The organism is Burkholderia sp. AU45251, from assembly GCF_030482905.1.
GTDB classification, from domain to species: Bacteria; Pseudomonadota; Gammaproteobacteria; order Burkholderiales; family Burkholderiaceae; genus Burkholderia; species Burkholderia aenigmatica.
This window is the reverse complement of the sequence record NZ_JAUJQH010000004.1, coordinates 165876-187068: the sequence shown is the minus strand read 5'-3', so window position 1 is coordinate 187068 and position 21193 is coordinate 165876. Positions and strand designations below refer to the sequence as shown.

Genomic DNA, 21193 nt, shown 5'->3' with positions numbered 1-21193 from the left:
CGCAAAACTGAATAGGAGGGCGACGCGGATGCGCCGCCCGTCAGTCGTTACGCCTTCATCTGGCGCATGGCGTCCGCGAGCATCCACAGCGCGCGGTTGAGCTTCACGTTCTGGTTGATACCGGTAATGGGGCGCGTAGACATCGCGCGGCCCGAGTGGGAGCGGCCATGCAGGCCACCCTTGGTCAGGTTTTCCTGCACCCGATTAAAGACAGTCCAGAGATCGTCGCGGCGATCCTCGAAACGGCGCGGGGCAAGTAACTGGCTTTCGCAGATGGGCGCCGGGGCTTCGGCGTCGGTCGGGTCGTACCGCAGCGCGAGCGCGGAGCGGGCGAATGCGTGCTGTTCGTCACGGTCTAGTGTTACCGAGCGCATGCCGTCTTTCTGCTCTCGGATCAGTTCGAACCCGTCGAGCACGTCGAACGCACCGTTGATCACGTTCTGCACCACGTTGCCTTTGTGCGGCACGCGGATATCGGAGATGTTCTCGCCCGCGACCATGCCGTTCTGGCAGACAAAGCGGAATGTGCCGGCGAGCATCTGATAACTGCTGGTGCCGTCGTGCGAGTTCAGCAGCACGATTTCATCGGCTTCCTCGCCGGTGATCTGGTCGGCATGGCGCAGCCGGAGCATGTGCTTGGTGAATTCGCGCTTGCCAGAGTCACGTACGCGGGTCTGACAGATCATGAACGGCTGAAAGCCTTCGTTGCGCAGGCCGCGCAGCACATCGATGGTGGGAATGTAGGTATAGCGCTCTGATCGGCTTTCGTGCTTGCCGTCCGCGAAGATGGACGGGGCAACGCGGCGAATCTGATCGTCCGACAGGGGGGCATCCGCGCGCAGCATCGGGGCGCTGTAATGGAATGAGGATGCGAGTTGCATGGCGTTCTCCGCAGTCAAGGTTGAGGACCTGAAGCGGGCGAGGAGGTGCGCCTTGCCGTTGCGGCTGGATACCTCCCGGTGGAACTCGGGGTTGGCTTTGCTGCCGCCAGGCTCCCGGGTTCCCGCCCGTGCGACTGAAGGAGTCGATAGCGGGCAAGCGTCAAGGAAAAAGGCGAGGGAGGGGTGCGGGCAACACGGTCCCGCGCCCCTTGATGCATGCCCGCTATCGGCTACGGTCGCGGGTCAAGGGCGGGAAGCTAGGAGGCGGGTGCATGCCCATGCCGCGAGTTGACCGGATCTTGGGGGAGCTGCGCGAACCGGCGGAGTCCACTAAATTTCGAATGGTGTACTAGGCGCGATAAGGTCACGAGTCGCTGGCTTATGCATGAGCCAATGCCAGAGTATCGATCAAATAGGCCCAGTTCTGCGACAACTCACGACGCTCGTCTAATAGCAGCGCAAGGCTGTAGACCCGAAAGATGATTTGCCTTGGTAGGCAGGTCAATCTGAACTTGACGATGTCGAGTACACCTCAGCGCGTGCAATCACACTTCCCGAAATGACAGTCTCTATGTGCAGATTTGTGTACGTTCACACTAACGGCCCGCGTACGGCGAGCTTGCGTTTTGCATGTCGCCTCAACGTTGAGCAAGCTTGAACATTCTCTTGTCCGATGAGCTGAGAGACCCAATCGAACTGGCGCTCTTGAACCTGCATTCTTGCGAAGCGAAGCGCGCGAAACATCGCTTCAGCCAATGCCTGAGTCCCCAACCGTGTTTGCACGGGGGCATAGGCGAGAATGTCAACGGTCGTGACAAGACGTAGTGACGCGAAACGCTCAGTGGCAATTCGTGTCGCTTTTTTCTCGTCGATCGCAGCAGTAAAACCGTTACATTGCGCAAAGGCGAGGGTCGCGGCTTCGCCGTCGTCGAGCGAGTCTGATACCGACCCGCCAACCAGTTCAAAGAAACTTTCCGACACCGGTCCCTCTAGTTTTTCAACGCGTAGATGCCGATCGAGTATCAGTAGTTCCAGCTGCGCAGCTTCTGGTCGACCATCTATGGATCCTTTCTGGATTTCCTGGACGACATTGTCGGTTACCACGATTGGGGTGCCGAGCGCATGCAGGATTGAGCTGGAGTGGCCTGTCGCCAGCAAGTTGATGACCACACTGGCGTCCAGCACGAGCTCCGAATCTTTGTTAGTGATGCAACTTGAAAAGATCATCCGCCTCGTCCTCTTCCGCCGCAGCCTCGTCGAGCAACTCTCGAACGCGTTGCCGATCAAGTTTCAGCATTTCCGCCATTTGACCTTCGCTAATCAAATCCTTCTTCCAGGCGTCTATCGCCAACAAATAGAGCCTGGATGATTGTGGGTTGTCAACGTTGGTATCGTACTCGGTTGCCCCGAGGACTTGCCGGACCTGTTCATCGGTAATGCCACCATTATCCTTGAACCAATCCCACGTTCCCTTCTTGGTCAGGCCTAGTTCTTCTAGTCTGATGACAATAGCTTGCCGAGATACTCCGAAGTAGTTAGCGAGGAGAATCACATGTCGACGCGTAAGGTGAGTTGCCCCCGTAGTCAATTCCTTAAATTTTTCCATCACTGCCCGCGTTGGCGTGAGGAATGCTCGTCCGAAAGCATTTGCGTAGCGCTCTTCGCGCGAATTATCGTGGATTTCATCCTGGTAGACCTCCGGTCGCCGGCGAGTCGCTATGAAGTGTCCCAATTCGTGTCCGCCCGTTTGCGTCTGGCGGTCCCGCCGATGGTTCGCATTAATCAGCATGCATGCTCCGACGGCATCGTCATAAGCAAATAAGCCCGATACTGATGATGCAAGCTTTCGACTATAAATTCGGATGCCGAGCTGAAGCTCCATAAGTGCGAACAAGTTTTGGATCGGTCCTTCTCCTAGACCCAGCCAATTTCTTAGGATTTGCGCATCGTGTTCTGCTTGGGCCCGGACGTCTCCAGGCATTATCGTTTTTTCTACAGGATAATTTCGCTGGCGTTGAATGCCGAGAACGCTTTCAAGCTCGACTTCGGACCGTACAAGATCGTTTAAGGTGCGTGCGGCCTGCTCGATTCCCTCGCTTGCCGTCTCGGGAAGCGACCGAAAACGAGGAATGAGATCAACGTGGACGGCTTCGCGCCGAAGTAGCGAATTTACCGATATGCCGTAATGGCGACAAAGCGCCTGTAGCTCGTCAATTCGAGCAGTACGTTGACCTTTTTCGATAGCTACAAGAGTAGTGCGAGCAAAGCCAGCGGCTTTCGCTCCAGCATCTTGGGTAAGATTCGCGGTTTCCCGTGCTATTTTGAGTCTTTCACCAAGTTCCACTGGGCTTAGTTCTTGAGTTGACTTGGTCATGATGCTATATCCATCCATTTCCTGACGAACGACTGGGGTCCGAGATCGTTCGTGAATGCCGACCACTCCTTTGCATGCTGTTCCAGAAGTCGGTCCAGCTTCTGGGAAACGCTTTCCAGAGATTCACAGAGCGACCCGGATAGGTCGCTCACTGCTCTACGTCTGACCAAATCGTAACTTGCCGAATCTCGAATTGCTGCGAGGTGATCGAAATGAAGAGTCCCAGCTATCGCATACTCGCGAAGAGCCTTAGTAATGTGATTAAACCCTGCTGCCGCGCCCGCTTCGAACGTAGGAGCTTTGAGGTTCTCCCACACGTAGTTGTCTGCAGGTTCAGACAGGTTGGCAGCGTGAACACTTAGCCGGCGTAACAGGCAGGCTGCGCAAATTCCACATTGCCGCCTCGACTTTGAGACAGACACCTGTCTGGCGTTTTGCCAGCAAGAGCGAGTTTCAAGCCAGTTCGCAGAGTCGCCGTACGCATCGACGAATTCGCGCAGCGTCTCTCCTTTGGTCTTCCAGATTCTAGGAAAGTGATAGTGGAGTCGATGCTCGAACAGCGCGTAAACAAACTTCTCCATTAGTACAGTAAAGGCAGGGTAGTTCCGGTAATCGGCGTAGCCTTGTCCAACCGGTAACATTGCCGGGGCGAGGGCTCCTTGACCACTTTCCGGAACGATCGCTGTAGGCGCATCTATAAGATATGCTGCAATAGCGGCGATCAGGCTAAACTTGAAGCCACGAGTTCTCGCGCTGTTTTCAGCATTGTCATTGTCCAACTTGACTTCATACGGCAACGCCGCAAACGGTGCTATCAGTCGTTTCTTCTTGGGTACATCATGCCACTTGGTACCGACGCGAACGCGAACCAGCCGATTACCAAGCCGTTGATGTTCCAATCCATACACGGCGCGTGAATCCATTCCTTCGCTGTAAGCAATGACGGCCTCGGAATTAGACGGAAACTCCAATCGATTTTGAGCTGGAAGAACTGCCTTCGCCTTGCGGACGCGAAAATGAAAATGCCAATCATCGCCGGTGAGAAAATTTAGGGCATTGGTGAGTGCACCAGACGCGGAGCGATCCAACCACCTCGCGGGGTCGTGAACAGGAATGTGCACGTGAAAGCGTCGGCCCCAGTTCATGCTGCTGCGAGCAAGGCTGCGGTCACAAAACTCGACTGCTGCCGCAACCACGAGCGCATCATAGACTACAGGCTGCCAGTTCGTGGATGAAAAAGTCTCCAGAACTCCGGTGTCAAAGCTGATGTTCGTTTCCAGCCTGCAGGCAAGCGCTCCTCTGCGTGGCCGTGCGCCTATTTCGACGACGTCGACAGCTAGTTCCTTGAGTTCCATGAATTGCGGCTTCTTGCTCATCACAATGGTACCCCGTCGCCCAGCTCGGACCGCTTCCTCAGCGTGGACTTGTGGGCCGTCTCTGGTGCCACGAGGGCCAAGCCTAGCTGCTTTTCTGACATCCCTGAAATCGCGGTGTACAGCCGCACTCCCAGATCGTTGGCGCGCCGCATATTGGATTTTCTGAGGTAGTGCTCCTCAATCTGACGCGTGTTTGCGATACCTCGCTCCTTGGCAGCAAAGCCTATCGCCTCAAGGAACGCGTCCTCGTCCAGACGGCCGCTGTTCACAACATAAACGCCCCAAGCAACTGCGTTTAGTCCAAATACGGACCCGGCCGCCAAGGTTCTTGCTTCTTCAAGTTGCCGAAGCGCGATTTCTGGTAGGCCCAAGGAATTGGCGCGCCCCGTGAAGACGTCCTTGAGGGCTTTGATCACTGAGTAATCGACTTCTTTTCTGAAGTCACGCGCGAGCGCGTGCTTGGCGGCGTCCGTTACCTGTTCCAGGTCGTAGGTCGACTGATCTCCGCGCTTGGCAAGTTCCTTCCAGGCCTTTCGCATAGGCAGACTTCTATGTGGTCCGTCGCTCATCGCACGCCTCCAAGTTTGTCAGAATTAAATTACAAAAATCCGACATTGTCAATATTCTGTGGTGAGCGTATGCTTGTAGCACTGCAGTGCAACGAAGGAACGCAAGAATGCCCGAAACTGGTGCGCACTTTGGGGCCGACGGAACATACCCCGCGGCGCTCACGGCTTCGGCAACGAGGCAAAGTTTTTACTCCTTTTGGATACCGTGAAATCGGACCTTAAGCTATGCCAGAAGTTACCCTGCATCACTTTCAACGTGCCGCCGCAGACATTGGCGAGCGAGGCGACAACGACACGTTACCGTTCGATGTCGACACCCGTTTTGTAAAGGCAAGGCAAGATCAACTGGCGTCGGCCGCTTGTGCCTTCTGGAACCAACTGGAGAGTGATGGCCCCACAAACAGCGATAAGAAGGTCGACGCTTTAACGGTGTTTCATGAGCGGCTCCTTACTCCCGCGGGTTCCTCGGGGTTTCGTATCACCACAAAGATCCATCCGTTCTGGAGCGTGTACCTCACGGAGAACTGCTGCGGTGGCAATCCGTGCTCGCCGGTGTCCGCATGCCCGACGTCGGGCACCCGCCAATCCTGATCCGCATTCGCATGCCTCCGCCCATGACGACGAACATCCTGATCCTCTGCACCCACAACTCTGCGCGCAGCGTGCTTGCCGAGGGCATGCTCAATCATTGGGCTGCGATGCTCGGCAAGGACGTACGTGCCTACAGCGCCGGAAGTGCGCCGAGCGGTCGCCTCAATCCGTTCGCGCTGGAAGCGTTGACGAACGCTGGCATCGAAGTCGACGGATACCGCAGCAAGAGCTGGGACGCGTTCGTGGGCGACGGCGCGCCTGAAATGCGTGTCGTCATCACGGTGTGCGACAGCGCAGCGGCAGAGACATGCCCGTACTGGCCCGGCAGTCCCGTCAAAGTGCATTGGGGCTACGCCGATCCGTCGAACGCGGCAGGCGCAGACGATGGCAAGCGCCTCGCTTTCGAACTCACGCGCCAGGCAATCGGCTATCGCATGCTGCAGTTGCTGGCACTGCCGCTGGATCGAATGAACGACGCCGAACTCCAGACGGCGCTGATCGAGATCTCGCAAAACTGATCATTCGCATGGCGGTCTGCCGAACCGAGCGGTCGCCCACGACTTCACGATCGAACACCGTCCTATGAACACGTCCAACGTCGCCCCGCCGGGAAAGGCCGTCGCAAAGCCTTCCATCAATTTCTTCGAGCGCTACCTGACGGTGTGGGTCGCGCTGTGCATCGTCGCCGGCATCGCGCTCGGCCAGGTGCTGCCCGGCCTGTTCCAGCAGATCGGCCGGATCGAGTACGCGCAGGTCAACCTGCCCGTCGGGCTGCTGATCTGGGTGATGATCATCCCGATGCTGGTCAAGGTCGACTTCGGCGCGTTGCATGAAGTGCGTCGGCACGTCAAAGGCATCGGCGTCACGCTTGTCGTGAACTGGCTCGTCAACCCATTCTCGATGGCGTTCCTCGGCTGGCTGTTCATCCGCCATCTGTTTGCGCCGATGCTGCCGGCGGACCAGCTCGACAGCTACATCGCAGGACTGATCCTGCTGGCCGCCGCACCTTGCACGGCGATGGTGTTCGTCTGGAGCCGGCTGACCGGCGGCGATCCGCTGTTCACGCTGTCGCAGGTCGCGTTGAACGACAGCATCATGGTGATCGCGTTCGCGCCGCTGGTGGGCCTGCTGTTGGGGATGTCGGCGATCACTGTGCCGTGGGCGACGCTGCTCACGTCGGTCGTGCTCTACATCGTCATCCCGGTGATCCTCGCGCAGATCTGGCGCAAGGTGTTGCTGGCGAGGGGGCAGGCGGCGTTCGATGCGGCCATGGCGAAGATCGGCCCGTGGTCGATCGCAGCGCTGCTGGCCACGCTCGTGCTGCTATTCGCGTTCCAGGGAGAAGCGATCCTGACGCAGCCGCTGGTGATCGCGCTGCTCGCCGTGCCGATCCTGATCCAGGTGTTCTTCAATTCGGCGCTCGCGTACTGGCTCAATCGTGCGGTCGGCGAGAAACACGATATCGCATGTCCATCGGCGCTGATCGGTGCGTCGAACTTCTTCGAGCTGGCGGTCGCGGCCGCGATCAGCCTGTTCGGCTTCCACTCCGGTGCGGCGCTTGCGACCGTCGTGGGCGTGCTCATCGAAGTGCCGGTCATGCTGCTCGTCGTGCGCATCGTCAACCAGTCGAAGGGCTGGTACGAGTGCCGCACTTGATACGAACGGAGGAATCTCGACATGACTACCATCACGATCTATCACAACCCCGACTGCGGCACGTCGCGCAACACGCTGGCCTTGATCCGCAACAGCGGCGAGGAACCCGCCGTTATCGAATACCTCGAGACACCGCCGCCGCGCGAAACGTTGGCCAAGCTGTTGGCCGACGCGGGCCTGACCGTACGCAAGGTGCTGCGTGAGAAGGGCACGCCGTATGCGGAACTTGGCCTTGGCGATCCGAAGTGGACCGATGGGCAGTTGCTCGACTTCATCGAGCAGTACCCGATTCTGATGAATCGGCCCATCGTGGTCACACCGATCGGCACGAAGCTGTGTCGGCCGTCGGAAGCCGTCCTGGACATCTTGCCGAACCCGCAGAAAGGACCGTTCACCAAGGAAGACGGCGAGGTCGTGATCCATGCGGAGGGCGAGCGTGTCTGAGCAACTGAAAGACCTGCCGCAGCTCGACGCAGCGCTGTTCCGCGTGCCGGATGCCGCTCGACTGCGGCCTGCATCGCCGTCGACACACCCACCTCGGCTCCTGCTGCTGTACGGCTCGCTGCGCGAGCGTTCGTTCAGCCGCCTGCTGGTCGAGGAAGCCGGCCGGCTGCTCACGGCGATGGGTGCAGAGGTACGCGTGTTCAATCCGAGTGGCCTGCCACTGCCCGATGACGCGCCAGAGCATCACCCGAAGGTGGTCGAGCTTCGCGAACTGGTGATGTGGTCTGAAGGGATGGCGTGGTGCTCGCCGGAGCGGCACGGCGCGATGACCGGGATCATGAAGTCGCAGATCGACTGGATTCCGCTGTCGGTTGGCGCGGTCCGGCTCACGCAAGGCAAGACGCTGGCGGTGATGCAGGTGAGCGGCGGGTCGCAGTCGTTCAACGCCGTGAACCAGATGCGCGTGCTGGGGCGCTGGATGCGCATGCTGACCATCCCTAACCAGTCGTCGGTCGCCAAGGCGTTCGCCGAATTCGACGAAGCCGGGCGAATGAAACCGTCGTCCTATTACGATCGCGTTGTCGACGTCATGGAAGAGTTGGTGAAGTTCACTTTGCTGACCCGAGACATCGGCCCGTACCTGGTCGACCGATACAGCGAGCGGAAGGAAAGCGCCGAGGCGCTGTCGAATCGCGTGAATCAGCGGAGCATCTAGATCCCGGTCAAAGGAGTGACACATGGAGATCCGTCCCGCCACGGTCGACGACCTGGCGTCGATTGAAGCCCTGCTGCATCGATGCGGTCTGCCCGTCATCGGTGTGAGCGATCATTTGCAGGATTTTGTGGTCGCGATGGACGGTTCGACGATGTGCGGGTGCGGTGGCATCGAGCGCTACGACGACGCTGCGCTTTTGCGCTCCATCGCGGTGGCGGAGCATGCCCGGGATGCTGGATTGGGGCAGCGTATCGTGTCGCAGCTGGTCGCCGCGTGTCATTTGCTGCAAGTCCGGTCGCTGGTGCTCCTCACAACGACGGCAGAAGACTATTTCGCCCGTCTTGGTTTTGTGTGCGTCGCGCGCGATGACGTACCGCACCTGGTGCGAACATCGAGCCAATTCCAGGGGGTATGTCCGGGCTCGGCCGTTTCGATGCTGCGCGTTCTGTAGTCTTCGAGGCAGGCGCCAGCCGATTGACGCGACGCTTCAGAGGGATTGAATGGCCCCGCACCGCGTGGCGAAGGCCGCGCGCCTTGCCGCGGCGAGCGGACCCAGGCGTCGATCGATCACCACCTGAACCGACCGCCCGCCAACCTGGAGTGTGCGCCCCAACCGTCGGGGTGATACGTCACGCTAGGGATATAGACCGGGGTGGACGTCGGATTGCTTGCCACCGGACGACTGACGTTGGGTGTGAGGCTTGGCCACGCCCAAGGGTTGCCCACATGCAGTATATTCCGCGCCGGGACAACGACGTGGCTGGCCGTTCCCGCACGTGAGCTTATCGAATGACCGGGCTGCACGACGACCAGGGCGGCCAGCAGCGGTATCGAAATGCCGTCCACTTCTCCTCACCGATTCAGATTGATGGGGTCAATCCACGCAGCGACCGGAGCAGCGACCGATGAAAGCACTTTGCACTACCCGTCACGCGCGCCTATATTTTAGGTCACGTGATGACATGATTCCAGAAAACTCCCGGTGTTCACGGAGTTCGTGATGGCAGCAAGCAATCGAAAGGCCGGCGCAAGCGCCACGAAACACGACCTCGAGCAGCTGTCCGAATTTCGCTACCGGCTGCGGCGTTTCCTGCGTTTCTCGGAGGAAATCCTGCGGGCCGAGGGGCTGACGCCGTTGCAATACATGCTGATGTTGCACACCTGTGCGTTTCCGGACCGCTCGTGGGCGACAGTCGGCGAGATAGCCGAACGGCTGCAGGCGTCCTCGCATGGCACGGTGGCGCTCATCACACGCTGCGAAGCAGCAGGGCTCGTCCGGCGCCAAACGAGCGAGCAGGATCGGAGGCAAGCGGAGATCCATCTGACGGAAAAAGGGGCGGAATGCTTGCGCAAGGTTGCGGCCTTGCACAAATCGGAAATTCAGTCGTTCGGCTGGGCTTTTCAGGACGTCACCGATATCAACTGACCGCGCGACAGCAACGTGCGCGGATTCGCCGGGACGGCCGATATTTGTCGGTCGTCGCGGCAACGGGCAGGGCGGGAGAACGAACACACACGCAGCAGGGGGAGGTCGTTTGCAAGGAGCGGCATATGAGCACGACCTCAAGCCTCAATCTGGAAGGCAAACTCCGGCGTGACGCCGGAATCATCGGGCTGCTGTTCGCCAGCACGACCAGCATGGTCGGTTCCGGCTGGTTGTTCGGCGCCTATCACGCATCGCGCATCGCCGGCCCGCTGAGCATCGGCAGCTGGGTGCTCGGCGCGATCATCATCATGCTGATCGCACTGTGTTTCGCCGAGCTCGCGGCGATGTTTCCGCGCAGCGGCGCACTGGTGCACATGAGCCATGCGAGTCATGGCGTGGGGCTGGGCCGCATCTGGTGCGGCCTCCTGTTTCTGGCGTACGTGCCGGTTCCGGCGGTCGAGGCGGAGGCGATCGTCACGTACGCGAACAACTATCTCCCCTGGTTCATCCAGCCCGGAAGCGCGGGTTTGCTGACGGCTTTCGGCTTCATCGCATGTGCCGGCCTGCTCGGCGTCATGGCATTGCTGAACATGATGGTGATCCGCTGGCTGCTGGGCGTGAACTCGACCATTACGTGGTGGAAGATACTCGTGCCGCTGCTGACGATTGCCGGCTTGCTGGGTGCGAGCACGCATTGGGGCGTCATGCAGGCGGCGCCCGGCAGCTACCACTTGTCCGGCATGTTCACCGCGCTGCCGGCCGCCGGCATTGTCTTCAGCTATCTGGGTTTTCGAACGGCGATCGACCTGGGCGGCGAAAGCGCCAATCCGCATCGAAACATTCCGCTGGCCGTGATCGGCGCGGTCCTTCTGGCGGCCGTCATCTACATCCTGCTGCAGGTCGCGTTCATCTACGCGCTTGCGCCGGCCGATCTTGCCGCCGGTTGGAACAACCTCAGCTTCAAGGGCGAAATGGGGCCGTTCGCCGGGCTCGCGACGACCCTCGGCATGGGATGGATGGCCACGCTGCTTTACATCGACGCCTACGTCTCGCCAGGGGGCACCGGCCTGATGTACGTCACCGGCGGCTCGCGCATCCTGTTCGCAGCCGGAGAGCTGGACGCTGGCCCACGCATGCTGACGCGGTTGAATGCCAACAGGATTCCCTGGGTTGCCGTACTGATCATGTGGGCGGTCGGTGTGCTGTTCCTGATGCCGTTCCCGGCGTGGCAGCAGATGGTGAGCTATATCACGTCGATCACCGTGCTCACGTATGGGCTGGGGCCGATCGCGCTGCTCGTCCTGCGACGTAATGTACCGGAGCTGCAGCGGCCGTTCCGCATGAGCGGGGCCGGGTTGATCGCGCCGCTCGCATTCGTGTGCAGCAACCTCGTCATTTACTGGACCGGCTTCAAGACCAACAACTTCCTGTTCTCGCTGGTGGCGATCGGCTTCGTCCTCTACGCGCTTCACCATCACGTCGTGTTGCGCCGTAGTGCACGCGAATTCGGCTGGAAGCACATCGCGTGGTTGCTCCCGTGGTTCGGCGGGCTGTGGCTGTTGTCGTGGATGGGCGGTATCGGCGGCGGCCTGGGCGTCATCGGATTCGGCTGGGACATTCTGCTGGTCGCCGCCTGGAGCGTGGTGGTGCTCGTGCTGGCCATGCGAAGTGCGCTCGATGCCGGCGAGACGTCGGAGATGATGGGGCGCATGAACGAGACCAGTTGACGGATCGACACACTCGACACAGGCGGGCGTCATGACATCGGGATCGACAGGAGGAGAGGACAGCGCGGCCGGCGAACTCGCATCGCTTCGCGTGGAGACCGGTCGCGTCCAGCGTTCGTCGCAAACGGAAGACGAATCGTCGCCGATCGACATGTATCGACTGAGTTGCCTCGGGATCGTGGTCGGCGTCGTCACAGGAATCGGCGCCGTGGCATTTCGCGGCTTGATCGGTTTCGTGCACAACGCTTTTTTCCTCGGCCGGTTTTCGGCCTCGTACAACGCGAGCGAGTTCACGCCCACTTCCGTATGGGGGGCGTTCGTCATACTCGTGCCGGTTGTCGGTGGCCTGGTTGTGACGTGGCTCGTCTGCACCTTTGCGCCGGAGGCGAAGGGGCACGGCGTACCCGAGGTGATGGACGCGATCTACTTCAAGCGCGGCGTGATTCGCCCGGTGGTCGCGATCGTGAAATCGCTGGCGTCCGCGTTCGCAATCGGCACCGGCGCGGCGGTCGGTAGGGAGGGGCCAATCATCCAGATCGGCTCGGCGTTGGGCTCGACGCTGGGGCAAGCGGTCAGGATGACTGCCGGCCAGCGCATCACGCTCGTGGCGGCAGGCGCGGGCGCCGGGATCGCCGCGACGTTCAATACGCCGATCGGCGGTGTCCTGTTCGCGACCGAGCTGATGATGCCGGAGATCAGCGTCAACACGTTCCTGCCCGTCGCGCTGGCGACCGGGACTGCGACTTTCGTTGGACGGTTGTTCTTCGGCAGTGCGCCAGCGTTTCTGGTACCCGCCCAGTTGGGTGCGATTCCTGATCGACCCGGCAGCGTGCTGACGCTCGTGCTGTATGCCGCGCTCGGCATCTTGACGGGCGCGGGCGCGGCGCTACTGACCCACGGGCTTCATTTTGCGGAGGATGCCTTCGAGCGCATTCCGGGCCGCTATGCGCGTCACGCGCTGGGGATGTTGCTCGTCGGGGTGACGATCTACCTGCTGATGCGCTTCGCCGGGCACTACTACGTAGAAGGCGTGGGATATGCAACGATTCAGGCGCTGCTTTACGGACAGCTCGGCGGTTGCCTGTTCCTGATCGTGCTTGCGCTTTGCAAGACCCTCGCTACATCGATCAGCCTGGGCTCGGGATCTTCAGGTGGTGTCTTTTCGCCGTCACTGTTCATTGGCGCGGCATTGGGTGCGGCGTTCGCTGCATTCGTCCAGGCAGTACTGCCCGCGGCACCCGTCAGTGCACCCGCGTTCGCCATGGTCGGCATGGGGGCGATGGTGGGAGGCGGAACCGGTGCGGCAATGACGGCGGTCGCGATGATCTTCGAGATGACCCGCGACTACGACATCGTGCTGCCCATGATCATCGCCGTTGCGGTCAGCCTTGCGACCCGGCGCCTGCTTTGCCGCGAAAGCATCTATACGCTCAAGCTCGTGCGGCGCGGTCACGTGATTCCGAACGCGTTGCATGCCAACATGTTCCTCGTCCAGAACGCGGCGCAAGTGATGGAGACGGACGTGCTCGTGCAGGACGCCGAGGTACTGTTCCGCGACATTCTGGGCAATCTGGACGGCCCGCCGTTCCGCCACGTGGTCGTCACGCGATCGGGCCGGATCGAGGGGGTGCTTCGCATCAACACCGGGTTGCGACGAGCCATCTCGCACGATCATCCGTCCGTGACGCTCGGTGCGCTCGCTCAACGCAATTTCATCGTGGTCGGGCCAAGCGAAGCGGCGTTCGATGTGATCAGCAAGCTGCGTCAGAAGCACGCGACCATGGCGGTGGTCGTGACCCGGCCCGAAGAAGAGGGCGCGATGGAAGTCGTCGGTGTCATTGCGAAGGAACACATTGCAGACGCAGTGGCGAGCAGTATCAGGATCTTTCCCGAGAACCGGCGCGGAACGGAGCGCAGCCTGCGGTCAGGGAAGCAGCACGGTGACAGCCACGCGTCGACGCGGGCCGAAGCGCATGTCGGCAAGGAGCGGCAGCATGAAACTCAGCGTTGAGCTGGCCGTTCTGCGCCGGCGCCTTGCGGTGGCCCTGCATCTCGATGACTGGAAGGAAGTGTTGGCCGGCAACCTGCAAGACGAGGCGAGTGACGACCGCGAGTGGGTCATCGTCTACCGAACGGCGAATGGATATTGTTGTCTTTACCGCGGGAAGCCGGTCGAGTTCGATGAACTCTCCGATGTGCAGTCGTGGTCCGCCGAGATGGATGTCCGGACCTACTTCATGGGCTTGTGACCGCGATATCGGTGCCGAACCGTTCTGTCGGTCAATGCGTGGCGCGAGCGGGCTCCCGCCACGCTGGCGCTTCATCGATAAACGATATCCGCGCGACGATTCTGTGCCCACGACGCTTCGTCGTGGCCCAATGCAACCGGCTTCTCCTTGCCGAAGCTGACTGCCTCGATCTGTGAATCGGGTACGCCGAGCGTTTCCAGTGTGCGAAGCACGGCCTGCGATCGGCGCTCGCCCAACGCGAGGTTGTACTCACTGGTGCCACGTTCGTCGGTATTCCCCTGAATCAAGATGTGCCGGCCTGGATGAAGGCGCAGATAGTCGGCATGCGCCTGCAGGAGCGACTGGTACTCGGGCTTCACTTCATAGCTGTCGAAATCGAAATAGATGCTGCGTTTCGCGAGCGGACTGTTGGGGTTGTTCAATTCGTCGGCCATGGTCGACGGCGTCCCGATCGCCTGACCATTTGCGGTTCCCTGATTCATCATGCCGGCAGTACTGGGCGTCTTTGTCGCGGAATGGCAGCCACCGAACAGCACAAGGGTCAACAGCACCGCATATCGCATCAAGCTTTTCATCACGGGTCTCCTGAAGGGCGCGTTCGATCGAACGGCATGGGTCGCAGATCAACGGAACGGGGCGCGGCATCACTGCCGGAAGCACAGTGAACCGAGCTGCTCCTGTTTGACGGGCGACGGTGTTTTGTAAATGAATTGAAGGGTGATCCGAAAGACTTTCTTGGTCACATGGTGGGTGAATACAGCCCCGTTAACCAGATTAGGAGAAATGTCACATCGTGACTAGTTGCCATGTTACGATGCGGAAATTCTGCGAAATCGTGAGTTCAGATGTACTCCCTCAGCTCGCGTCACTCGACGTCCGGTCGTCCCGATACGAAAGGCCGGGGCGAGCTTCTTGAACCCGGCTACCCAGCTGGGTTTTTTTTGTCCGTTGTTGGATCCGTTCGGTAAATCGCGTCAACGATGTCCCAGTCGTCCACCGTGTCTTCCCGCATGACCGCGCCCGAATTGCGCGCGACCACGTCGCTCGCGGCGATTTTCGCGCTGCGCATGCTCGGCCTGTTCATGATCATGCCGGTGTTCTCGGTCTATGCGAAAACCATCCCGGGCGGCGACAACGTGCTGCTCGTCGGTATCGCGCTCGGGGCCTACGGCGTCACGCAGTCGCTGCTGTACATCTTCTACGGCTGGGCGTCCGACAAGTTCGGCCGCAAGCCCGTGATTGCCACCGGCCTGCTGATCTTCGCGCTTGGCAGCTTCGTCGCCGCGTTCGCGCACGACATCACGTGGATCATCGTCGGCCGCGTGATCCAGGGGATGGGCGCAGTGTCGTCCGCGGTGCTCGCGTTCATCGCCGACCTGACCTCCGAGCAGAACCGCACGAAGGCGATGGCGATGGTCGGCGGGTCGATCGGCGTGTCGTTCGCGGTCGCGATCGTCGGCGCGCCGATCGTATTTCACTGGGTCGGGATGAGCGGGCTGTTCGCGATCGTCGGCGTGCTGTCGATCCTCGCGATCGGCGTCGTGGTGTGGATCGTGCCCGATGCGGCGAAGCCCGTGCACGTGCCTGCGCCGTTCGCCGAGGTGCTGCACAACGTCGAGCTGCTGCGCCTGAACTTCGGCGTGCTGGTGCTGCACGCGACGCAGACGGCGCTGTTCCTCGTCGTGCCGCGCCTGCTGGTCGACGGCGGCCTGCCGGTCGCCGCGCACTGGAAGGTCTACCTGCCGGTGATGGGGCTCGCGTTCGTGATGATGGTCCCGGCGATCATCGTCGCGGAAAGACGGGGCAAGATGAAGCCGGTGCTGCTCGGCGGCATCCTGGCTATCCTGATCGGCCAATTGTTGTTGGGCAGCGCGCCGCATACCATCCTGATTGTGGCGGCAGTTCTTTTCGTCTACTTCCTCGGCTTCAACATCCTGGAAGCGTCGCAGCCGTCGCTCGTGTCGAAGCTCGCGCCCGGTTCGCGCAAGGGCGCGGCCACGGGCGTCTACAACACCACACAGTCGATCGGGCTCGCGCTCGGCGGCATCGTGGGCGGCTGGCTGCTCAAGCAGGGCGGCCCGAACATGGTGTTTCTGATGTGTGCCGGCATGGTTGCAGTATGGTTGGCGATCGCATTCGGTATGACGCCGCCGCCGCGGCGAACCTGAACGATCCGGACAGCGTTTGAAAATGAACAAGACTGACGAGTGGGTAGGGGGAGACCGATGATCCGCATTTCCGCGCTCGCAGATCGACGCGCGTTGCTGCATGCGCGGCGTCTGTGGCTTCACTATGGCGTGTTCTGGCTGGGTGCGGTGGCTGTCGGCCTCGTCGCGGTGCTTTACGCGAAGCTGATCGATTTCGGCTACGCGGTGTTTCTGGGTTATGCCGCCCAACATGCATGGTTGCCGCTGGTCGTCACGCCGCTGATCGGTGCGGTGACGGTCTGGCTGACGCGGAGATTCTTCGATGGTGCGGAGGGGAGCGGCATTCCACAGGTGATTGCCATGCTGCATGCGCCGGGAAACACGGGTGCGCGGCTGCTCAAGATCCGGATCCTGATCGGGAAGATACTCGTCTCGTTCCTGGCCATTCTCGGCGGGTTCACGATCGGCCGCGAAGGCCCGACGATTCACGTCGGGGCCGCACTCATGTTCAATCTGCGGCAGTTTTATCCTCAGCGGTTTCGTGCGATTCGCCCGGGCGTGCTCGAGCACCGGCTGGCCCTCGCGGGCGCGGCGGCAGGCCTTTCCGCCGCGTTCAATGCACCGCTTGCCGGTGTCGTATTTGCGATCGAGGAACTGACGCGCAGTTTCGAACAACGGACGAGTGGCGTGCTGATCACGGCGATCATCTTCGCCGGTATCGTGTCGCTCGGCATTCAGGGGAACTACGTTTATTTCGGCACGATCGACGTAGGGGCGCACCTGCCTCAGTCGCTGGCGCTTGCGGTCGTCCTCATCGGTGTGATCGCGGGCGTCATGGGCGGAATCTTCGGCTGGTTGTTGCTCAACACGCGACGCTGGATGCCGCGACGGCTTCAGGATTTTCGTGCCGGCCAGCCCGTGCTGTTCGGCGCGGCGTGCGGGCTGGTCGTCGCGGTCGTCGGTGTGTCGACGCACGGCCATACGTTCGGCAGCGGATACGCGGAAGCCCGGAGTATGCTCGAAAGCCACACGAACGTGAGCGTGCTGTACCCGGTGTTCAAGATGGTTTCGATGATCGGCTCGTACCTGCCCGGCGCGCCGGGCGGGTTGTTTGCACCGTCGCTCGCGATCGGTGCCGGGATCGGCAACACGCTGCATACCCTGTTCTCGGGCATGCAGCTGCAGATGCTGATCGCGCTTGGCATGGTCGGCTATCTTGCGGCGGTCACGCAGAGCCCGATCACTGCGTTCGTGATCGTCATCGAAATGATCAACGGCCACGCACTCGTCATCTCGTTGATGGCCACGGCGCTGATCGCCAGCCGCGTGTCGCGATTCTTTGCTCCGCCGCTGTACGAAGCGTTGTCGACACGCTATTTTCCCGCCGACCACCGATGACCTTCCGGGGCATTGTTCCCGGGCGTCGAAGATCATTGACTGCGTTCGTCTATCCTGAGCTGCAGCCACTACCCGGGTATTCGCGAGCGGTGATGTATAGACGCCACAATCCTGCGGGATGACGATGAGGGTCGCGTGTGGTGGCCGGTGCGTTGACGCGTGACCCTCGCCAACATCGGCGGATCTGCGCGGCCAGGTTGGGCGCGCTCATGATTGCGGTACGGCCGGCGTGCTTGCCGCACCATGGATCACGCGGGGATGGAGACAGCCCCGCACCATCGACAAATAGAGCCCGTCGGCACGGCGCAGACGGAAATACTCGATGCTTGAATGATGCCCGTCCGGCACGATACGCAGCCCGACCGGCACCCCTCTGAAGAACGATTCGGCGCGCAACGTAATCGTTCCGGCGCGCTCGCCGAGATGCAACTGCCGCGTGCTCTGCTTCCACCGACGAGCGACGCAATCCGCGACTTCTGTGGCGGATATGTTGGACGTTGCGGAGAACACGGGTGACTGCCCCAATACACCCTCGCGACGAGAGCACGCGATGAGGAGCACGCAGATTCCCGCGGCAATTGTCATGTGCCAGATGTTCAACGGTGTCCTCTCGATGCCACGCGGCAAAAGCCGAATCCATCGGCCAAGTTGCGTCACAGTGTGACATAAAAGATGCGTGGCAGCGGTGGATTGATGACTGGATCGCTCGCATGACAAGAAGCGCCAGACGCTTCAGATGCACCTGACGGGAAATGAACCACCTGTACGCTTCAACCGTGGTCGTTGCGCGCGGGAATGAGCAACTCCGCGGGTTTGTCGACGCTATGCTGCGCCATGTTCGTCCTGACCGATCAGCAATTCGGTTGGTGACAGGAACATGTAGCGAGGAACGTCGAGGTTCTGCGGGGCCGGCTTGTCGCGGAATACACACCCTGCCAGATCGTAGGTTGACCCGTGGCATGGACACAGGAAACCGCCTGGCCAGTTGTCGGGCAGGTTTGGCTGGGGCCCGGATTGAAACCTGGGGGTCGGCGTACAACCGAGATGCGTGCAAACGCCGACGACGACGAGAATGTTCCGATGGTCGGGCCGCGAGCGAAACGGGTTTTTGCAATAGTTCGGCAGCGGCATCGAGAACGCGTGAAGCGAGTCGGGATCCGCGACCAGTGGGGTCGCCTTGGTGACGCTTGCGAGCATGGCAGGCGACCGGTTGACGATGAACACCGGTTTGCCTCGCCATGCAGCCGTCAACATCCCGCCCTCCGACAACTGACTGATGTCGACCTTGACCGGGGCGCCTGCCGCGAGTGCGCTGGCGGGCGGGGTCAGCGAATCGACAAAGGGTATTGCCGCTGCTATCGAGCCGACGCCGCTCGCGACGGTTGTCGCGATGAGCCAACGACGGCGATTGACGTCGGGTCCCGGAGACGCGATTGGCTTCTCGTCCATGTCCACTCCTTCGAGACAAAAGGCGCTCGTGCTGTCACGGCTGCTGCTGTGACTGAAACGGTGGCCGAACGGGGTAGCCCGGCGCCTCGTGTCGATTCACATGGTCCAGACGAACACCGCGTGCGCATGCGACGACGCCTGTATTGCGACGCTCCGACGCATGACTTTTCCGTGATATGTGGCCGTTACGGCATAGTGCCCGGCCGGCATCGATACGAGCAGAAAAGGTCCGGCAGTCACCGTCGAGAGCACGGTCTTGCCATGTGCGTCGACGATCTGCACCGGGATATCTGCCAAATATTCGTTCCCGCTGCTCGTGTGCCCCGCGAACTCAAGCGCGAGCGAATATTTGGCCATCTCCTGTTTGATCGCGGCCGATTGATCGCTCCCGATTCCGCCGGACAGGTAAGTAACCTGGCCTGAATGCTCGAGTGACGGAAGCGACGTCAGCTCTGCGGCCAACCCGCTTCGGGCGAACACGGCAATCGCTGCTGTCGCGACGCCGAGCGCCATTCTGGATGAGGACTTCATGATTGCCTCCTGCTGTGCTCCGTGTCGACGTGTTTGCTCCGAAACGTCTTCAGCTCACCTCTATGGTGACGAACATTCGCGAGCCGCTCCGGTCGACCAGGAGCGCTACGTTATGAGCGGAACGCGCGATATTCTTGAAGAACTGAGCCGTACTCGTCACGGGGGTGCTGTTGATCCGCAGAATGATGTCGCCCGGTTCGATTCCGGCGAGCGCAGCGGGCCCGCTGCTTTGTTCGACGCGTACGCCGCCCTGGACACCTGCAGCCCGTTCTTCGTCACCCGTCAGATTGCGTACCCGCAGTCCGTATGCGCCGGAGGACGCGCGATTCATCGTGTTGACGGGAAGGTCGTGGGAGTCCATCGACGACAGAACCACTGTCGCGTGATGGACAGCGTGATTTCGCCAGTAGCCGAGATCGATCGTGGCGCCAGGGCTCAGATCGGCCACAGTCGCCGGTAAATGTGTCGAATCCGAAACTGCCGTGCCGTTGATCCCAACGATGACGTCGCCTGCCCGCAAGCCTGCCTTTGCTGCAGGACCACCTGAGTCGATCGACGCGACGAGCGCGCCATTCGGCCGCGCCATCCCGAACGATCGGGCGAGCGGATCCGTCAAGTCTTGCACTGCGACACCGATGCGCCCATGGGTGGCCTTGCCGTGCAACTTCAACTGGCGCTCAACCTTCATGGCTTCGTCGATCGGTATCGCGAAGGCCAGACCCTGGTACGCGTGGCCGTCGTCCAGAAGCGGCGTTTCGATACCGACGACTTCGCCCTTGAGGTTCAGGAGCGGACCACCGCCATCGCCGGCGTTCTCCGTGAGATCGGTCTGGATCAATGGCGCGTACGATTGGTCTGGAAGCAGACGAGAGGTATTGCTTACGATGCCCCTCACGATCGAGTTCCCGAGCCCGTATGGGGAACCCATCGATGCGACCCATTCGCCGGCTTTGAGCGCCGTGGGCGATCCGATTCTGGCAACCGGCAACCCTTTCGCGGGAATTTGAAGCAGCGCGACGCCGCTTGCCGGGTCGCTACCGATTACTTTGGCGGGATAGGTTCGCCCGTCAGCGAGGGAGACGGTGATTCTAGAGGCACCGGCAATGTCGCTGGCATCCGTGAGGATGTCCCCGTTCGGCGAGATGATGAAGCCGCTGGCGTGTTGTCGTGCGAGGATACCGCGATCGTCGCCAGGTGCGGGAGAGAATTCCCTGAAGAAGCGAAGGAACGGATCGTTTCCAACGCCTGGCGGAGGCCATAGTTGCTTCAAACCTGATGCTGTGTCGAGTGGAGATGCGTTGACCGCTACGACAGCGAGGCCGTCTACCCTCGCCATGTTCTCGAAGTCAGACACGATTCCCGGATAGGCCGCCGTGTCTGATGTTGCGGAGAGCGCGAGTTGAGGCGCCCGCGTTGCCTGCGCCGGGGCAAGCGATTCCTTCGACATGCAACTTGCCGACAACGCTGCAATGGCGACACTGGCGACCGCGATACGGTTGAATCCGATGCTTGCCATGACTACGCTCCTGTCGCGCGGAAGCAAACGCACCGGGCATAAAAATCACGGGTACGGCTCTACCATGCGGCGACAGTTTCACCGTAGGTCGCGAGAATTAAATTGCGCTTAAAAGACCGGGATCAAGTCGTCACATCGCCTTCG

General features: G+C 60.8%; 22 protein-coding genes. 12 read left to right on the top strand and 10 right to left on the bottom strand.

Features of this window, described 5'->3' with window-relative positions; translation table 11 throughout:
- Positions 1–47: 47 nt before the first annotated feature.
- The 5 genes from QZM67_RS12445 to QZM67_RS12425 all read right to left on the bottom strand — a co-directional run bounded on the left by QZM67_RS12445 (position 48) and on the right by QZM67_RS12425 (position 5170).
- Positions 48–881 (bottom strand): DUF932 domain-containing protein, encoded by an 834-nt coding sequence (locus QZM67_RS12445; protein ID WP_301803308.1) that lies wholly within the window; start codon positions 879–881, stop codon positions 48–50.
- A 591-nt stretch (positions 882–1472) separates the two neighbouring features.
- Positions 1473–2108 carry a hypothetical protein gene (locus QZM67_RS12440; protein WP_301803307.1) on the bottom strand — a complete coding sequence of 212 codons (636 nt, stop codon included), beginning with the start codon at positions 2106–2108 and terminating at the stop codon, positions 1473–1475.
- On the bottom strand, positions 2083–3255 hold the full coding sequence (locus QZM67_RS12435) for an XRE family transcriptional regulator (RefSeq protein WP_301803304.1): 1173 nt from the start codon (positions 3253–3255) through the stop codon (positions 2083–2085). The genes QZM67_RS12440 and QZM67_RS12435 overlap by 26 nt, the downstream gene beginning before the upstream one ends.
- Positions 3252–4610 carry a 7-cyano-7-deazaguanine synthase gene (locus tag QZM67_RS12430; RefSeq protein ID WP_301803298.1) on the bottom strand — a complete coding sequence of 453 codons (1359 nt, stop codon included), beginning with the start codon at positions 4608–4610 and terminating at the stop codon, positions 3252–3254. Before QZM67_RS12430 ends, QZM67_RS12435 begins: the two co-directional genes overlap by 4 nt.
- Before the next feature lie 20 nt (positions 4611–4630).
- Positions 4631–5170, bottom strand: a complete 540-nt coding sequence (locus tag QZM67_RS12425) for a hypothetical protein (protein ID WP_301803295.1) — start codon at positions 5168–5170, stop codon at positions 4631–4633.
- Between the two features lie 255 nt (positions 5171–5425).
- On the opposite strand from QZM67_RS12425, the gene QZM67_RS12420 reads away from it, so the two are divergent.
- The 10 genes from QZM67_RS12420 to QZM67_RS12375 all read left to right on the top strand — a co-directional run bounded on the left by QZM67_RS12420 (position 5426) and on the right by QZM67_RS12375 (position 14008).
- Complete coding sequence (locus tag QZM67_RS12420) at positions 5426–5791, top strand: hypothetical protein (RefSeq protein ID WP_301803293.1); 366 nt, start codon at positions 5426–5428, stop codon at positions 5789–5791.
- Between the two features lie 23 nt (positions 5792–5814).
- Positions 5815–6309 (top strand): arsenate reductase ArsC, encoded by a 495-nt coding sequence (locus QZM67_RS12415; RefSeq protein ID WP_301803291.1) that lies wholly within the window; start codon positions 5815–5817, stop codon positions 6307–6309.
- A gap of 64 nt (positions 6310–6373) precedes the next feature.
- Positions 6374–7447 (top strand): ACR3 family arsenite efflux transporter, encoded by a 1074-nt coding sequence (gene arsB, locus QZM67_RS12410; RefSeq protein WP_301803289.1) that lies wholly within the window; start codon positions 6374–6376, stop codon positions 7445–7447.
- Between the two features lie 21 nt (positions 7448–7468).
- A complete protein-coding gene (arsC, locus tag QZM67_RS12405; RefSeq protein ID WP_301803287.1) occupies positions 7469–7891 on the top strand; it encodes an arsenate reductase (glutaredoxin) in 423 nt (140 codons plus the stop codon).
- Positions 7869–8606, top strand: a complete 738-nt coding sequence (gene arsH, locus QZM67_RS12400; RefSeq protein WP_301803284.1) for an arsenical resistance protein ArsH — start codon at positions 7869–7871, stop codon at positions 8604–8606. Before arsC ends, arsH begins: the two co-directional genes overlap by 23 nt.
- A gap of 22 nt (positions 8607–8628) precedes the next feature.
- Positions 8629–9057: an arsenic resistance N-acetyltransferase ArsN2 gene (gene arsN2, locus QZM67_RS12395; protein ID WP_301803282.1), complete on the top strand. Its 429-nt coding sequence runs from the start codon at positions 8629–8631 to the stop codon at positions 9055–9057.
- A gap of 549 nt (positions 9058–9606) precedes the next feature.
- Positions 9607–10032 (top strand): MarR family winged helix-turn-helix transcriptional regulator, encoded by a 426-nt coding sequence (locus QZM67_RS12390; RefSeq protein WP_046549513.1) that lies wholly within the window; start codon positions 9607–9609, stop codon positions 10030–10032.
- A gap of 44 nt (positions 10033–10076) precedes the next feature.
- Entirely contained in the window at positions 10077–11759 is a 1683-nt protein-coding gene (locus QZM67_RS12385) for an APC family permease (RefSeq protein WP_301803274.1), read from the top strand.
- 31 nt (positions 11760–11790) lie between these two features.
- Positions 11791–13770 carry a chloride channel protein gene (locus tag QZM67_RS12380; RefSeq protein WP_301803271.1) on the top strand — a complete coding sequence of 660 codons (1980 nt, stop codon included), beginning with the start codon at positions 11791–11793 and terminating at the stop codon, positions 13768–13770.
- A complete protein-coding gene (locus QZM67_RS12375; protein WP_175947877.1) occupies positions 13754–14008 on the top strand; it encodes a hypothetical protein in 255 nt (84 codons plus the stop codon). The genes QZM67_RS12380 and QZM67_RS12375 overlap by 17 nt, the downstream gene beginning before the upstream one ends.
- Positions 14009–14079: 71 nt before the next feature.
- Here QZM67_RS12375 and pal read toward each other — a convergent pair whose 3' ends face one another.
- Complete coding sequence (gene pal / locus QZM67_RS12370; RefSeq protein WP_301803263.1) at positions 14080–14583, bottom strand: peptidoglycan-associated lipoprotein Pal; 504 nt, start codon at positions 14581–14583, stop codon at positions 14080–14082.
- Between the two features lie 405 nt (positions 14584–14988).
- Here pal and QZM67_RS12365 point away from each other — a divergent pair, with 405 nt between their 5' ends.
- Both QZM67_RS12365 and QZM67_RS12360 read left to right on the top strand, forming a co-directional pair.
- A complete protein-coding gene (locus tag QZM67_RS12365) occupies positions 14989–16176 on the top strand; it encodes an MFS transporter (RefSeq protein ID WP_367620442.1) in 1188 nt (395 codons plus the stop codon).
- A gap of 57 nt (positions 16177–16233) precedes the next feature.
- Entirely contained in the window at positions 16234–17553 is a 1320-nt protein-coding gene (locus QZM67_RS12360) for a chloride channel protein (RefSeq protein ID WP_301803261.1), read from the top strand.
- 207 nt (positions 17554–17760) lie between these two features.
- Here the strand turns inward: QZM67_RS12360 and QZM67_RS12355 are convergent, their stop codons facing one another.
- From QZM67_RS12355 to QZM67_RS12340, 4 genes are all read right to left on the bottom strand, one after another.
- Positions 17761–18153, bottom strand: a complete 393-nt coding sequence (locus QZM67_RS12355) for a hypothetical protein (RefSeq protein ID WP_301803259.1) — start codon at positions 18151–18153, stop codon at positions 17761–17763.
- A gap of 222 nt (positions 18154–18375) precedes the next feature.
- Complete coding sequence (gene petA, locus QZM67_RS12350; RefSeq protein ID WP_301803258.1) at positions 18376–19002, bottom strand: ubiquinol-cytochrome c reductase iron-sulfur subunit; 627 nt, start codon at positions 19000–19002, stop codon at positions 18376–18378.
- A 96-nt stretch (positions 19003–19098) separates the two neighbouring features.
- Entirely contained in the window at positions 19099–19533 is a 435-nt protein-coding gene (locus QZM67_RS12345) for a carboxypeptidase regulatory-like domain-containing protein (protein WP_301803256.1), read from the bottom strand.
- A gap of 49 nt (positions 19534–19582) precedes the next feature.
- Positions 19583–21049: a PDZ domain-containing protein gene (locus tag QZM67_RS12340; RefSeq protein ID WP_301803254.1), complete on the bottom strand. Its 1467-nt coding sequence runs from the start codon at positions 21047–21049 to the stop codon at positions 19583–19585.
- Positions 21050–21193 lie beyond the last annotated feature (144 nt).

Excerpts from the sequence above, each read along its gene's own strand:
- QZM67_RS12425 (WP_301803295.1), bottom strand. The coding sequence starts at position 5,170 with ATGCGAAAGGCCTGGAAGGAACTTGCCAAGCGCGGAGATCAGTCGACC.
- arsH (WP_301803284.1), top strand. The coding sequence starts at position 7,869 with ATGCGGAGGGCGAGCGTGTCTGAGCAACTGAAAGACCTGCCGCAGCTC.
- QZM67_RS12375 (WP_175947877.1), top strand. The coding sequence starts at position 13,754 with ATGAAACTCAGCGTTGAGCTGGCCGTTCTGCGCCGGCGCCTTGCGGTG.
- QZM67_RS12380 (WP_301803271.1), top strand. The coding sequence starts at position 11,791 with ATGACATCGGGATCGACAGGAGGAGAGGACAGCGCGGCCGGCGAACTC.
- arsC (WP_301803287.1), top strand. The coding sequence starts at position 7,469 with ATGACTACCATCACGATCTATCACAACCCCGACTGCGGCACGTCGCGC.
- QZM67_RS12445 (WP_301803308.1), bottom strand. The coding sequence starts at position 881 with ATGCAACTCGCATCCTCATTCCATTACAGCGCCCCGATGCTGCGCGCG.
- petA (WP_301803258.1), bottom strand. The coding sequence starts at position 19,002 with ATGGACGAGAAGCCAATCGCGTCTCCGGGACCCGACGTCAATCGCCGT.
- QZM67_RS12340 (WP_301803254.1), bottom strand. The coding sequence starts at position 21,049 with ATGGCAAGCATCGGATTCAACCGTATCGCGGTCGCCAGTGTCGCCATT.
- pal (WP_301803263.1), bottom strand. The coding sequence starts at position 14,583 with ATGAAAAGCTTGATGCGATATGCGGTGCTGTTGACCCTTGTGCTGTTC.
- QZM67_RS12420 (WP_301803293.1), top strand. The coding sequence starts at position 5,426 with ATGCCAGAAGTTACCCTGCATCACTTTCAACGTGCCGCCGCAGACATT.
- QZM67_RS12430 (WP_301803298.1), bottom strand. The coding sequence starts at position 4,610 with ATGGAACTCAAGGAACTAGCTGTCGACGTCGTCGAAATAGGCGCACGG.
- arsN2 (WP_301803282.1), top strand. The coding sequence starts at position 8,629 with ATGGAGATCCGTCCCGCCACGGTCGACGACCTGGCGTCGATTGAAGCC.
- QZM67_RS12435 (WP_301803304.1), bottom strand. The coding sequence starts at position 3,255 with ATGACCAAGTCAACTCAAGAACTAAGCCCAGTGGAACTTGGTGAAAGA.
- QZM67_RS12365 (WP_367620442.1), top strand. The coding sequence starts at position 14,989 with ATGTCCCAGTCGTCCACCGTGTCTTCCCGCATGACCGCGCCCGAATTG.
- QZM67_RS12440 (WP_301803307.1), bottom strand. The coding sequence starts at position 2,108 with ATGATCTTTTCAAGTTGCATCACTAACAAAGATTCGGAGCTCGTGCTG.
- QZM67_RS12360 (WP_301803261.1), top strand. The coding sequence starts at position 16,234 with ATGATCCGCATTTCCGCGCTCGCAGATCGACGCGCGTTGCTGCATGCG.
- QZM67_RS12390 (WP_046549513.1), top strand. The coding sequence starts at position 9,607 with ATGGCAGCAAGCAATCGAAAGGCCGGCGCAAGCGCCACGAAACACGAC.
- QZM67_RS12415 (WP_301803291.1), top strand. The coding sequence starts at position 5,815 with ATGACGACGAACATCCTGATCCTCTGCACCCACAACTCTGCGCGCAGC.
- QZM67_RS12345 (WP_301803256.1), bottom strand. The coding sequence starts at position 19,533 with ATGAAGTCCTCATCCAGAATGGCGCTCGGCGTCGCGACAGCAGCGATT.
- arsB (WP_301803289.1), top strand. The coding sequence starts at position 6,374 with ATGAACACGTCCAACGTCGCCCCGCCGGGAAAGGCCGTCGCAAAGCCT.